Genomic DNA, 12,965 nt, shown 5'->3' on the forward strand with positions numbered 1-12,965 from the left:
AGGTGAGGATACGGATGAAGGTCGTCATTCTCGCGGGTGGTTTCGGCACTCGCATCAGTGAAGAATCCCATCTCCGCCCGAAACCGATGATCGAGATAGGAGAACATCCCATCCTGTGGCATATCATGAAAATCTATTCGTGGTACGGTTTTTCCGATTTCGTGATCTGTCTCGGGTACAAGGGAGAGATGATCAAAGAATACTTTGCGCATTATCTGCTGCGCACATCCGACGTGACCTTTGATTTTTCCGTGGGTGACCAGCCTGTGATTCATTCCCACAGCGCGGAACCCTGGAAGGTGACTCTCGTCAACACAGGGTTGTCCACGATGACCGGGGGGCGCGTGAAAAGGGTCGCTCCATATCTGGAGGGCAAGCCCTTCATGCTTACCTATGGAGACGGGGTGGCCGATGTGGATGTGAAAACCCTCCTGGAGTTTCATCGGTCCCACGGAAGGCGTGCGACGGTGACGGCAGCGCAGCCGAGGGGGAAGTTCGGGGCACTCGATATGGAGGCCTCGGGAAAAGTGCTCTCCTTTTCGGAAAAACCCCGGGGGGATGGTGGTTGGGTGAACGGCGGCTTCTTCGTTCTCGAACCGGAGGTTCTCGAGTACATCGAGGATGACACGACCGTGTTCGAGCGTGCTCCTCTCGAACGGCTGGCCCAGGAAAAGCAGCTTGTCGCCTTTCGTCATGAAGGTTTTTGGCAGCCCATGGATGTGCTCCGGGACAAGAAGTATCTGGAGGAACTCTGGCGAAACGGGCAGGCGCCGTGGAAGGTGTGGAAATGACCATGAAAAAGGCGCACGGTGAATTGGGCGAAAAGTTCTGGAGCGGGCGAAGGGTTTTTCTCACGGGGCATACTGGGTTCAAGGGAGCCTGGCTCTCGAGATGGCTTGCGCTGCTCGGCGCGGAAGTGACGGGATATGCCCTGGCTCCGGAGACGGCTCCGAATCTTCATGAGTTGTGCCGCAACGGAGAGAAAATGCATTCCATCACGGGAGACGTGCGCGACGCATCCTTTCTTGCGGAGGCGCTGGGTGAGGCAGATCCCGATGTGGTGATTCATTTCGCCGCACAATCCCTGGTCCTTCGCGGCATGGAAGAACCTGTCGAAACCTTCGCCGTGAATGTCCTCGGGACGGTTTCCCTTTTGGAGGGACTTCGTCGCCTGGTTTTTGCGAGACCCGGAAAACGCAGGGCTCTTCTCGTGATCACGTCGGACAAGTGCTACGAAAATCATGAATGGCCCTGGCCCTATCGGGAGAACGATCCCCTGGGAGGCAAGGACCCCTACTCGGCGAGCAAAGCCTGCACCGAGCACGTCGCAGCGAGCTACCGCGCCACCTATTTCCCTCCGGAACAGTACGGCGAACATGGAATGGCCATCGCGACGGCCAGGGCTGGAAATGTCATCGGCGGAGGCGATTGGGCGAGGGACCGTCTTGTCCCCGACTGCATGCGTGCTTTCCTGGAAGCCCGTCCCGTTCGGCTTCGAAACCCCGGGGGCATTCGCCCCTGGCAGCACGTCCTCGAGCCCCTCTCGGGATATCTCGTTCTGGCGGAACGTCTTTGCTCGGAAGGCCCTCTCTTTGGAGACGCGTGGAATTTCGGTCCCTTCTCGGAGGAATGCCGCACCACGGCGAGCGTGGTGCGATACCTCTGTGGCGTCTGGGGGGATGGCGTTTCTTACGAGGTGCCCTCCGAAGCCATGTCGCAAAGCGGTCCGGCACGGAATCTTTTCCATGGACACGAGGCGGTCTCCCTTCGGCTGGACAGCTCCAAAGCCATGGAGCGCCTGGGATGGCGTCCTGTATGGAGAACAGAAGAAGCCCTTTCCCGTGTCGTGGCCTGGACGAAGGGCTATCGGGACGGAAGAGACCCGGGAGAACTCTGCGACGAAGAGATCACCTCCTATGCCGCGGCGGTACGTCTTGTCCGGAGGCGAGCATGAAGAGCGACGAAGCGAGGCTTCGGGAAAACGTGCTGCACGCCGTCCGGGAATACCACGATGCGGTTCATGCCGTGAAAAAGGAAGATCCTGAAGGTCGCATTCCTTATGCCGGAAGAGTGTACGACGCGGAGGAGATGGTCCGGCTCGTCGATGCGGCCCTCGATTTCTGGTTGACCGCCGGTCGTTACGCCGCATCCTTCGAGGAACGCCTCGCCTCGTTTCTCGGCGTGAAGGCGAGTTTGCTCGTGAACTCAGGATCCTCCGCGAATCTTCTCGCCTTCATGTGCCTCACGTCTCCTTTGCTCGGAGAACGACGGATTTGCCCCGGGGATGAAGTCATCACGCTCGCTGCGGCGTTTCCCACGACCGTGGCACCCATCGTCCAGTACGGAGCGGTTCCCGTTTTCGTGGACGTCTCTCTTCCCACCTACAATCTGGATTGCTCTTGGCTGGAGCAGGCCTTGTCCTCCCGAACGAAGGCAGTCATGGTCGCCCATACGCTGGGGAACCCCTTCGATGTGGCTCAGGTCATCGCGTTCTGCAGGCAACACGAACTTTGGCTCATCGAGGACAACTGCGACGCCCTGGGATCCTGCTACGTTGCGGGCGGCGTTCCCCGGTTGACGGGATCGTTCGGGCATGTGGCGACCTGCAGTTTTTATCCGCCTCACCATATCACGATGGGTGAGGGGGGAGCGGTCTGCACGGATGACCCGTTGTTGCGGAAGATCCTCGCCTCCCTGCGGGATTGGGGCAGGGATTGTACCTGTCGTCCCGGAGAGGACGGGCGTTGTGGACGGCGTTTTTCGGAGAAATGGGGCGATCTTCCCCTTGGGTACGATCATAAGTACGTCTACTCCCATTTCGGTTACAACATGAAGGTGACGGAACTTCAGGCCGCCGTGGGCTGTGCCCAACTGGACAAACTTCCCCGTTTCATCGAGGCCCGAAAGGCGAATTTCGCGGTGCTTCGGAATGCCCTTGCGGATCTGGAGGACATTTTCATTCTCCCCGAGGCGACGTCGGGGACCGATCCGAGCTGGTTCGGCTTCCTGCTCACGGTGCGTCCCCAATCGGGGGTTTCCAGAGAACACCTCGTCACGTTCCTGGAACAGAAAGGCATCCAGACCCGGATGCTCTTTGCGGGAAACCTGCTTCGTCACCCCTGTTTCGACGAAATGCGGCGGAAAAGTGAAGGATTCCGTGTCGTCGGTTCCCTCGAGAACACCGATCTGATTGCGGAAAACACCTTTTGGATCGGTGTCTATCCCGGAATGACCGATGCCATGCTGTACCGGATGGTTCGGGAAATACGGCGCGCCCTCCGGCCATGAGAATTCTTGTCACGGGGGCCGCCGGCTTCGTGGGAAGCAGTCTCGTCCGAAGGCTCCTCTCTCGGGAACATGAGGTTCACGTCGTTCTGCGTCGGAGTTCTTCGCGGCTCCGTCTCGTCGAGTGTCTGCCCCGGCTTGGTGTTCACGAAGCGGATCTGACGGATGAAACGGCGGTGACCCGTGTGGTGTGCACCGTGCGTCCCGAGGCGGTCTTCCATCTTGCCACCTACGGAGGAAGGCGAAGTGAGAGCGATGTCACCCGTATCCTCGTCTCGAACGTGCTCGGATGTGCCACGCTGCTTACAGCCTGTCTCCGCATGGGTGTGGCGTTGTTCGTCAACACGGGCAGTTCGTCGGAGTATGGACGAATGAGCCGTGCCGCCTGTGAGGAGGACCCGCTCTGGCCTTTGAGCGAATACGGTGTGGCCAAGGCTTCCGCAACGCTTTTGTGCCGGGCGGCGGCGTTGCGGGAGGGTGCGCCCGTGGTGACGGCGAGGCTTTTTTCTCCCTACGGGCCGTGGGATGATCCTTCCCGTTTCGTTCCCTACGTGATCGGTGCGTACCTTCAAGGCAGGAGACCTCTGTTGGGGAATCCGACCTGTGTCCGGGACTACGTGTTCATCGAGGATGTCCTCGACTGTTACGAACTCATCCTGGAAAAGGGAGGCGCCCTGAGAGGGGAGATCGTCAACGTCGGCAGCGGCAGACAGGTTTCTCTCGGGGAGGTTGCGGCCTGTATCGCCGCGGAAATCGGAAGCGCCCTCGAGCCGCAGTGGGGTGTGCACACCCCGTCATCTCTGGAGCCCCCTTGCTGGCAGGCGGATCTTTCCAACGTGCGGAAGGTGTTGGGGTGGGTGCCGAAACACGCTCTTGCCCAGGGCATCGCGAAGACGGTCGCCTGGATGCGGCAGCGCCCCGCAGAGGAAGAGATTTCCGCCGTTGGGTTGTCACCGGAAAAAAGGAGGTGCCCGGAATGAAGGTTGCGGAGTACATCGCGGAGTTTCTTGTCGCCCAGGGAGTCGGACATGTCTTCGAGTTCGTGGGGGGTGCCATCACGCATCTCCTCGACGCATTGTATGGTCGGGAGGATGTCCGTTGTGTCTCCGTTCATCACGAACAGGCCGGAGGCTTTGCCGCCGAGGCGTATGCCAGGATAAACGGTCACCTGGGCGTCGCCATGGCGACGAGCGGCCCCGGAGCACTGAATCTGCTCACGCCTATAGGGAGCTGTTTCTTCGATTCTGTCCCCTGCCTTTTTCTCACCGGTCAGGTGAATACCTACGAATACAAGTTCGACAGCCCCGTGCGCCAAATCGGTTTTCAGGAGACGGACATCGTCTCCGTCGCCAGGCCGCTCACAAAATATGCGAAACTCGTCACCGATCCCGCGACCATTCGGTACGAACTGGAAAAAGCTGTGGCCATCGCACGGTCGGGGCGCCCCGGTCCGGTGCTTCTCGACCTTCCGATGAACGTCCAGCGGAGCCTCGTGAATCCCCAGGATCTTCCAAGGTATACGAATGGGGGAGCATCTTCCAGGGAGGGGTCGGCGATTCCTCGGTGCCGCGCCGAGGAGATGGAGGAAGCGTTCGCTTTTCTCGCCGCGGCACGGCGCCCCCTGTTTCTTGTGGGAGGCGGTGTTCGTTCCGGGGGTGCCTGCGAAGAACTCGAGACATTGGTGAACCACACACGTGTTCCCGTGGTGACGAGTCTTCTCGGAAGAGACGCCTTCCCCTCGAACCACGAGGCGTTCTTCGGCATGATCGGTGTCTACGGCAACCGTTACGCCAATCTCGCCGCGGCGAACTGTGACACCCTCTTCGTCCTCGGATCCCGCCTGGACACCAGGCAGACGGGGACACTTCCCGAGACATTCGCCCGTGGTGCGCGTATCGTTCACGTGGACATCGATCCGGCTGAGCTGGCGCACGCGAGAGAAAGGGTTTTTCGGGGAAGGGAGGACAAGGCCCTTTCCCTTCACTGCCATGTTCGCCACTTCTTACGGCTCTTTCTCGAACACCTCCGGAATGCGGAGGCGGGGGGCACTCTGAAAGACTTTGCTTCCGAACGGACCGATTGGCTGAAGACGTTGCAAGGGTACAGAGCGCTGTTTCCCTCCGGCCATATGCCGGAGACATTCGCCGGCGGAGGACAGCGCCGCCCTGACGACGAGGAAGGGGGGGGACCCCTTTTCTCCCTTCCGTTCGCGGATTTCTTCGTGGAGCGTCTTTCCGGGCATTGTCCGGATGACGCCGTCGTCTGCGTGGATGTGGGGCAACATCAGATGTGGGCAGGACAGTCCTTTTCCATTCGCAGGGGGCAGCGCCTGCTTTTTTCCGGAGGCATGGGGGCGATGGGATTCGCGCTTCCCGCCGGAATCGGAGCCGCCTTTGCCGCGAAGACATCCCGGGTCATCGTTCTTGTCGGGGACGGAGGACTCCAGGTAAACATCCAGGAGCTGGATATTCTGGCATATCATCGTTTACCCGTAACCGTGGTGGTGCTGGACAACGGATGTCTCGGAATGGTGCGCCAGTTCCAGGATCTTTATTTCGGAGGGCGAAGGCAATCCACCGTGATCGGCTACAGTCGGCCCGATTTTGTGCGGATCGCCGAGGCCTATGGAATACCGGCCTGGCGTGTGCGCGCGAGAGAGGAAACGGAAGAGGGCCTTCGCCGGGCCATGTCCGTTCGGGGGCCGTCACTGCTTCATGTGGAACTTCCTCTGGAGACGGTGGTGCAGCCGAAGCTTGTGGTGAACCACCCGGTGGAGGACATGTCTCCCTCGCTGGATCCCGCCTTTCTTCGGTCCCTGTTGTTGGTGGAGCCCCTGGAGGACGGCGAGCGATCCTGAGTTTTCTCCGAAGCTCAGCCTGGTGCCGGCACAGGGAAAACGTTCCGAAAAGGTGTGCGGCACAAAAGGTGAAGAAGCGTCTTTGAACCGCTTCATGTCGAACGCAGGTGTTGCTCTCGGGAGAGTCCCTGTTGGTCGGGGCGGTCTCCCGGGGAGGCAGATGAACGTCTCTTTATTCATTTATTTATTCATTCGGAAAGAACCCACCGAAGGAGGTCGAGCGCGGTGTCGCGAGCGTTGATCACGGGCATCACCGGTCAGGACGGATCCTATCTGGCCGAACTGCTTTTGCACCGGGGATACGAAGTGCACGGTCTGATTCGGCGGGCCAGCACGTTCAACACCCAGCGATTGGAGCATATCTACCAGGACCCCCACGTGGAGGATACCAGGCTTTTTCTGCATTATGGCGACCTCGCCGACGCGGGGCGGCTCACGAATCTCGTTTACGAGATTCAACCGGACGAAATCTACAATCTCGGCGCCCAGAGTCACGTGCGGGTCAGTTTCGACATGCCCGAATACACCGGGGACGTGACCGGCCTCGGCGTGGCCCGTCTTTTGGAGGCGGTGCGGCGCAGCGGAATCAAGACCCGTTACTATCAGGCGTCGAGCTCCGAGCTTTTCGGCGCGGCCCCGCCTCCCCAGAGCGAGTCCACCCCGTTCATGCCCCAGAGCCCCTATGCCGCGGCCAAGCTCTATGCCTACTGGATGACCACCAATTACAGAAACGCCTATAACCTCTTCGCCGTGAACGGAATTCTCTTCAACCACGAGTCACCCCGGCGGGGAGAGACCTTCGTGACCCGCAAGATCACCCGTGCGGTGGCACGCATCCGGAAAGGGCTCCAGAAAAAACTCTATCTGGGCAATCTCGAGGCTCGCCGCGACTGGGGCTTCGCCCCGGAATACGTGGAGTGCATGACCCTTCTGTTGCAGCACGACACTCCCGAGGACGTGGTCATCGGGACCGGGGAGAGCCGTTCCGTGCGGGAATTCGTGGAAGAGTCCTTCAGTTACGCCGGGCTCGACTGGCGGGAGCACGTGGAGATCGACCCCCGTTACTTCCGTCCCACCGAAGTGGACCACCTCCTTGCCGACGCCTCGAAGGCACGAAGGCTTCTCGGCTGGGAGCCCCGGGTGACTTTCCGGGAACTGGTGCGGATCATGGTGGACTGCGATCTGGCAGCCCTGGGAGAGACGCCTCCGGGAGCGGGCGTGCACGCGCTTCGGAAGAAAGGATTCGGCTGGACGGCGAACCGGATCACACCGGGCTAGGGCGCCCCGGTGTCCGGCACTGCGCAGCGCGAAAAGGGGACGGAATAAACACAGCATGAACGTGGTGGTGACATGGTGGTGACATGAAGGAGAGGACCGAAATGCCTTATCCACGGAGCGGACGCCTCGAAGGAAAGATCTATATCGCGGGGCATCGCGGCCTTGTGGGGAGCGCGCTGATGCGCTGTCTTGCCGCGAAAGGATACGAGAAGATCCTCGCCCGTTCGAGCCGGGAGTTGGATTTGCGCAGCGAGGAGGCGACATTCCGTTTCTTCCGCCGGGAACGGCCTGACTACGTCTTCCTCGCCGCCGCCAAGGTGGGGGGGATCGGGGCGAACAGCGCCTTTCCGGCGGATTTTCTCGCGGACAATTTGCGCATTCAGACCAACGTGCTCCTCGCCGCCCGCGAGACGGGGTGCCGCAAACTGCTCTTTCTGGGAAGTTCCTGCATCTATCCGAGGATGGCCCCCCAGCCGATTCCGGAGGAAGCCCTCCTCACGGGGCCCCTGGAGGAGACGAACGAGCCCTACGCGATCGCCAAGATCGCCGGCATCGTTCTCGCCCGCTCGCTCCGGAGACAGTACGGCATGAACTGTATCGCCGTCATGCCCACCAACCTCTACGGCCCGGAGGACAATTTCGATTTCGAGACCTCCCATGTCCTTCCGGCGCTGCTGCGACGATTCGTCGAGGCGAAGGAGCGTGGCATGCCCTCGGTGACGCTCTGGGGAACGGGAACGGCGCGGCGGGAGTTCCTCCACGTGGACGATCTCGCCGAAGCGTGCTGTTTTCTCATGGAAAACTACAATAGGGAAGATCTCGTGAACATCGGCACGGGAGAGGATCTTTCCATTCGGGAACTCGCGGAGCTGATCCGACGCATCGTGGGGTACGCAGGCGAGATCCGGTGGGATGCCTCGCGCCCGGACGGAACGCCCCGAAAGCTCCTCGACGTGTCCCGTATCCGCGCCCTCGGATGGCGCCACCGCATTTCCCTCGAAGAGGGGATCCGCACCACCTTGGCGTGGTATCTCGCGTCCAGGAACTCCGCCCAGGCCGGTGAACGGTGATGCGGGAATCGACGAACCCGAACCTTCTGGGTATCTTTGAGGCGAGCGTGCGGACATGACCGGAGGCGAGACGGTCCTTCTCACGGCATGCATCGCTCCCGGATCGGAGGTACCCTACCTCGCCCTTCGCGACGTCGGAGAGCGCCTGGCGGATTATATGGAATCTCTCGTGCGTTGGCTTCGAACTCCTGCCGTTTCAGCAGTGGTCTTCTGCGACAACAGCGGATATTCTTTTGAAAGCGAATCCTTCGCGGCTCTCGCTCGAGCGCTGGGAAAAGAGCTGGAGGTGTTATGCTTTTCTGGAAACGACGGCGCGGAGCGCTACGGCAAAGGATACGGCGAGGGACGTCTCTGTGATTACGCCTTCTCGAAAAGCCATTTGTTGCGGCAGGCCACCTCGTTTTATAAAGTAACGGGGCGGCTTTACGTGACGAATTTCGATCGTATCGCTCTCCGGCATTCCCGGGATGAAAGCGTCTTCGCCCTCACGAGTTCCCGCGTTTCCTACGCGGTGAAACGTTTTCGAGGGAAACCGGAACCTCGCGGAGTTGACACGCGCCTGTTCAAGATCAGCGCGGACCTGTACCGGCGTCGTCTTTTCGGATGCTACGAAGAAGTGGACGATTGTGCCGGACGAGTTCTGGAGCACGTCGTTCACGATCGTCTCGTCTCGGAGGCGGTAGCACCGTTTCTCGAATGTCCTCGTTATGCCGGACGGTCCGGCACGACGGGAAAGCCCTTCTCCGGAAGATGGGTCGATCATGTGTTACGGGATCTTTGGTTTCGCCTAGGACTTCACGCGGTGCGGAACCCGGAAGGCAGGGAGTGATATGAAGGGACTTGTCCTCGCCGGAGGAAAGGGAACGCGCTTGCGGCCGGTCACCTATTCTCTGGCCAAGCAGCTCGTCCCAGTGGCGAATCGACCTATTCTCCACTACGTGGTGGAGAACCTCATCGCTGCGGGAATCGCGCAAATTGGCGTTGTCATCTCTCCCGAGACGGGAGAGACGATCCGCAAAAGCCTTGAAGAAGGTCACTTTGATGCGGAGTTTACCTTTATCCTTCAGGAAGAGCCCAAAGGGCTTGCCCATGCCGTGAGGACGGCGAGAACGTTTCTTGAGGACGGCCCATTTGTCATGTATCTGGGGGACAATCTCATCGGTTCAGGTATCGGAGATCTTGTGGAACGCTTTCGACAAAGAGAAGACGAAGCGCTCATCCTCCTCAAGGAGGTCGAGAATCCGCGCATGTTCGGGGTGGTTGTCACGGACCGGGAGGGAAATGCCCGGCGTCTCGTGGAAAAGCCTTCCGTTCCTCCCTCGAACCTGGCGCTTGTCGGCGTGTACCTCTTCGGACGGCGGATCTTCGATGCCATAGATTCCCTCGCTCCCTCCGCACGGGGAGAGTACGAGATCACCGACGCCATTCAGACCCTCGTGGATTGGGGGATCCCGGTGCGAACCGCCAGATTGGAGACATGGTGGCTCGACACGGGGAAAAAGGACGATCTCCTCGAGGCAAATCGAATTGTGCTTGACGAATGGACGAGACCGGATGTACGAGGTACCGTTCTGGACAGTTCCATCGTGGGACGGGTGCGGATCGGGGAAGGCGCGCTGGTGGAGCGCAGCGTCGTGCGCGGTCCCGCCGTGATCGGCGAAGGCGCCGTGGTGCGGGATGCGCGGATTGGTCCCTTTACGAGTATCGGCCGGGGGTGTTGCATCGAGGGTTCCACGGTGGACTATTCGGTGATCATGGAAAATGCAAGGATCTGTGGCGTGGAGCGATTGGACGCGTCTCTCGTGGGATGTCGCTCTCGCATTGTGCGGCGCGCACGGCGGGATATGTCCATGAGTCTCTGTGTTGGAGACGACGCGGAAATAGAAGTGTAGACGATGCGGATGCGGACACATTGTGGTCGTGAAGGAGGAATCGTGGCGTGATGAACGTACTTGTCACCGGCGGCGGAGGGTATATCGGTTCCGTTCTGGTGCGCCGGTTGGTTCGCGAGGGATATGGCGTTCGTGTGCTGGACCGCTTCTTCTTCGGAGAGGACTCTCTACGGGATGTTTCGGGAGACGTGGAGATCGTCCGGGGAGACGTTAGGGACGTCACTCCGGAGATCTTTCGGGATATTTCCGCCGTTTTCGATCTCGCGGCTCTCTCCAACGACCCCTCGGGAGAACTTGATCCGGCGAAGACCCTGGACATCAACTACCTTGGGAGAGCCAGAATCGCTCGCCTCGCCCGGCATGCGGGCGTTGCCCGTTATGTTCTCGCAAGCTCCTGCAGTATCTACGGCTTTCAGACAGGACTTCTCACGGAGGAGTCGCCCGTTAACCCACTCACCACCTATGCCGAGGCGAATCACCTGGCTGAACAGGCGGTATTGCCCCTTTCATGCGACTCCTTCTGTGTGACTGCCCTGAGGCAGGCCACGGTGTACGGGTTGTCCCCCCGCATGCGATTCGACCTGGCGGTGAACGGCATGACCCTTGGACTTTGGAGAAACGGCAAGATCAACGTCCTTCGGGACGGAAGCCAATGGCGTCCCTTCGTGCATGTGGAGGATGCGGCCCGGGCGTTTCTTCTCGTGCTGAAATCCTCAGTGGAGGCTGTGGGCGGTCAGGTTTTCAACGTCGGTTCGGACGAACAGAACATCCGTATTCTGGATCTCGCAAAACAGGTCGCGGCGGCGTGCGGGCGGGAATTTGCGATGGAGTGGTACGGAGATCCGGATCACCGTTCCTACACGGTCTCCTTCGGAAAAATCCGGGAGCATCTCGGCTACGGAGTGGAACATACCTTTGCCGATGGAGCCGGAGAAATCTTCACCGCCCTCGAGGAAGGGGTGCTTGACACGGGAGAGCGAACAAAAACCGTGGTTTGGTACAAAAAGCTTCTCGAGGCCAAATCACTTGTGGACGCCGTGTCCCACCGGGGGGAGATTCTGTGAAAGTCGCCGTGGTCGGGGCATCCGGACAGGTGGGGAGCCTGCTCTGCCGGGTTCTCGACGAAGATTCCGCGTTTTCCTGCGTGCCTCTCAACCATGCCGCCGCGGATGTGACTGATCTGGAGGGATTGCGGCAGCTGTTCCGAGAGCTTCGCCCCTCCGCGGTGTGCAGCACCGCCGCCTTTCATAACGTCGAGGAGTGTGAAAAAGATCCCGACGCGGCCTTTCGGGTCAATGCTCTTGGAGCGAGGAATCTCGCTCTTGCCTGTCGTGATGTAGGGGCTTCACTGCTCTGGTTTTCCACCGATTACGTATTCGGCGGGGACAAGGCGGACCGGACGCGCGGCTACACCGAGTTCGATCCGGTGGGGCCTGGCAATGCATATGCCCGAAGCAAGCTCGCGGGGGAACAGTACATCCGTTCAATTTGGCCGGAGCACTTCATTGTTCGCACAGCCTGGCTTTTCGGCGCGTCGGGCAGCCGCTCGAAGGGCGGCAATTTTGTGACCACCATGCTGCGGCTCGGAAAGGAGCGGCGGCATCTCCGGGTCATCGACGATCAAGTCGGCAGTCCCACGAGCACGAGATTTCTCGCTCTCCAGGTTCTGGCCCTGTTGCGGACGGAGCGATTCGGAACCGTTCATGCCGTGTGTACCGGTTCCGCAAGCTGGTATGACCTTGCCCGGGAAATCTTCCGTCTCGCCCGGATGGACGTGGCCGTGTTTCCCGTGTCGACCGAAGAATACGGCCAGACTGTCCCTCGCCCCCGGTTTTCCGTGCTGGAAAACTATGTGCTCTCTCTGGAGGGAATGAACCGCATGCCTCCCTGGCAAGAAGCCCTTGAGCGGTATGTTCGGGAGGTTCTTGGCTGAGAGCACGCTCTTTCGAAGTCAGGAGTGTGGTGACAATGGGAAAATTCGCGCGAACGGAAACCGGTGTAGAGGGTCTTGTGCTTCTCGAGACAACGCTCTTCGGAGACGAACGGGGTTTCTTCATGGAGACCTACAACGAAAGAGCGTTTGCGGAACTCGGTATTGCCGCGATCTTCGTGCAGGACAATCATTCCCGTTCCGCCCGGGGCGTGTTGCGGGGACTGCATTTTCAAAAGAAACATCCTCAGGGGAAACTGGTGCGGGTTGTTCGGGGAAGTGTCTACGACGTGGCGGTGGATCTTCGCAGGTCCTCCGCGACCTTCGGAAAATGGTTCGGCGCGGTGCTCAGCGAGGAGAACCGCCTGCAACTCTATATTCCCGAGGGATTTGCCCACGGATTTCTGACCCTTGAGGACGGGACGGAGTTCCTGTACAAGTGTACGGATTTCTATCACCCTGAGGACGAGGGTGGAATCTGCTGGAACGATCCGACCCTTGCCATTTCATGGCCCCTTCCGGAAGGCGCGGAGCCGCTTCTTTCTCCGAAGGATCGGACGTGGCCGCTGTTTCAGGAGGCATTCTCCTTTTCGTGACATCCTCGAGAACGCACGTGATCGTTTCGTGAGGATGTTGCGGCTTTCGGCCGTGCG

At 59.9% G+C, this 12,965-nt stretch carries 12 protein-coding genes; all 12 read left to right on the forward strand.

The window, feature by feature from the left end; all coding sequences use genetic code 11:
• Positions 1-14: 14 nt before the first annotated feature.
• The 12 genes from rfbF (at position 15) to rfbC (ending at position 12,908) form a co-directional block, all read left to right on the forward strand.
• Positions 15-791 carry a glucose-1-phosphate cytidylyltransferase gene (gene rfbF, locus K349_RS0111565; RefSeq protein WP_029165940.1) on the forward strand — a complete coding sequence of 259 codons (777 nt, stop codon included), beginning with the start codon at positions 15-17 and terminating at the stop codon, positions 789-791.
• Entirely contained in the window at positions 788-1,954 is a 1,167-nt protein-coding gene (gene rfbG, locus K349_RS0111570) for a CDP-glucose 4,6-dehydratase (protein WP_211240365.1), read from the forward strand. Before rfbF ends, rfbG begins: the two co-directional genes overlap by 4 nt.
• Entirely contained in the window at positions 1,951-3,288 is a 1,338-nt protein-coding gene (rfbH, locus tag K349_RS0111575; protein ID WP_029165942.1) for a lipopolysaccharide biosynthesis protein RfbH, read from the forward strand. The genes rfbG and rfbH overlap by 4 nt, the downstream gene beginning before the upstream one ends.
• Positions 3,285-4,265 (forward strand): NAD-dependent epimerase/dehydratase family protein, encoded by a 981-nt coding sequence (locus K349_RS0111580; protein ID WP_029165943.1) that lies wholly within the window; start codon positions 3,285-3,287, stop codon positions 4,263-4,265. Before rfbH ends, K349_RS0111580 begins: the two co-directional genes overlap by 4 nt.
• A complete protein-coding gene (locus K349_RS0111585; RefSeq protein ID WP_034265712.1) occupies positions 4,262-6,142 on the forward strand; it encodes a thiamine pyrophosphate-binding protein in 1,881 nt (626 codons plus the stop codon). The genes K349_RS0111580 and K349_RS0111585 overlap by 4 nt, the downstream gene beginning before the upstream one ends.
• A 225-nt stretch (positions 6,143-6,367) precedes the next feature.
• Positions 6,368-7,420 carry a GDP-mannose 4,6-dehydratase gene (gene gmd / locus K349_RS0111590; RefSeq protein ID WP_029165945.1) on the forward strand — a complete coding sequence of 351 codons (1,053 nt, stop codon included), beginning with the start codon at positions 6,368-6,370 and terminating at the stop codon, positions 7,418-7,420.
• A gap of 101 nt (positions 7,421-7,521) precedes the next feature.
• Complete coding sequence (locus K349_RS0111595; RefSeq protein ID WP_029165946.1) at positions 7,522-8,490, forward strand: GDP-L-fucose synthase family protein; 969 nt, start codon at positions 7,522-7,524, stop codon at positions 8,488-8,490.
• A gap of 55 nt (positions 8,491-8,545) precedes the next feature.
• Positions 8,546-9,319 carry a hypothetical protein gene (locus K349_RS0111600; RefSeq protein WP_029165947.1) on the forward strand — a complete coding sequence of 258 codons (774 nt, stop codon included), beginning with the start codon at positions 8,546-8,548 and terminating at the stop codon, positions 9,317-9,319.
• A gap of 1 nt (position 9,320) precedes the next feature.
• The gene (locus K349_RS0111605; protein ID WP_029165948.1) at positions 9,321-10,382 is read left to right on the forward strand and encodes a glucose-1-phosphate thymidylyltransferase; all 1,062 of its coding nucleotides are present in this window, start codon (positions 9,321-9,323) and stop codon (positions 10,380-10,382) included.
• A 50-nt stretch (positions 10,383-10,432) separates the two neighbouring features.
• Positions 10,433-11,446, forward strand: a complete 1,014-nt coding sequence (locus K349_RS0111610) for an NAD-dependent epimerase/dehydratase family protein (protein WP_029165949.1) — start codon at positions 10,433-10,435, stop codon at positions 11,444-11,446.
• Complete coding sequence (gene rfbD / locus K349_RS0111615; RefSeq protein WP_029165950.1) at positions 11,443-12,315, forward strand: dTDP-4-dehydrorhamnose reductase; 873 nt, start codon at positions 11,443-11,445, stop codon at positions 12,313-12,315. Before K349_RS0111610 ends, rfbD begins: the two co-directional genes overlap by 4 nt.
• A 35-nt stretch (positions 12,316-12,350) precedes the next feature.
• Positions 12,351-12,908: a dTDP-4-dehydrorhamnose 3,5-epimerase gene (gene rfbC / locus K349_RS0111620; RefSeq protein WP_029165951.1), complete on the forward strand. Its 558-nt coding sequence runs from the start codon at positions 12,351-12,353 to the stop codon at positions 12,906-12,908.
• Positions 12,909-12,965 lie beyond the last annotated feature (57 nt).

Origin of the sequence: Aminiphilus circumscriptus DSM 16581, from assembly GCF_000526375.1 — a bacterium.
GTDB classification, from domain to species: domain Bacteria; phylum Synergistota; class Synergistia; order Synergistales; family Aminiphilaceae; genus Aminiphilus; species Aminiphilus circumscriptus.

Coding starts and splice junctions, on each gene's coding strand:
- K349_RS0111600 (WP_029165947.1), top strand. CDS start 8,546: ATGACCGGAGGCGAGACGGTCCTTCTCACGGCATGCATCGCTCCCGGA.
- K349_RS0111580 (WP_029165943.1), top strand. CDS start 3,285: ATGAGAATTCTTGTCACGGGGGCCGCCGGCTTCGTGGGAAGCAGTCTC.
- rfbC (WP_029165951.1), top strand. CDS start 12,351: ATGGGAAAATTCGCGCGAACGGAAACCGGTGTAGAGGGTCTTGTGCTT.
- rfbF (WP_029165940.1), top strand. CDS start 15: ATGAAGGTCGTCATTCTCGCGGGTGGTTTCGGCACTCGCATCAGTGAA.
- rfbH (WP_029165942.1), top strand. CDS start 1,951: ATGAAGAGCGACGAAGCGAGGCTTCGGGAAAACGTGCTGCACGCCGTC.
- rfbG (WP_211240365.1), top strand. CDS start 788: ATGACCATGAAAAAGGCGCACGGTGAATTGGGCGAAAAGTTCTGGAGC.
- K349_RS0111585 (WP_034265712.1), top strand. CDS start 4,262: ATGAAGGTTGCGGAGTACATCGCGGAGTTTCTTGTCGCCCAGGGAGTC.
- K349_RS0111595 (WP_029165946.1), top strand. CDS start 7,522: ATGCCTTATCCACGGAGCGGACGCCTCGAAGGAAAGATCTATATCGCG.
- K349_RS0111605 (WP_029165948.1), top strand. CDS start 9,321: ATGAAGGGACTTGTCCTCGCCGGAGGAAAGGGAACGCGCTTGCGGCCG.
- K349_RS0111610 (WP_029165949.1), top strand. CDS start 10,433: ATGAACGTACTTGTCACCGGCGGCGGAGGGTATATCGGTTCCGTTCTG.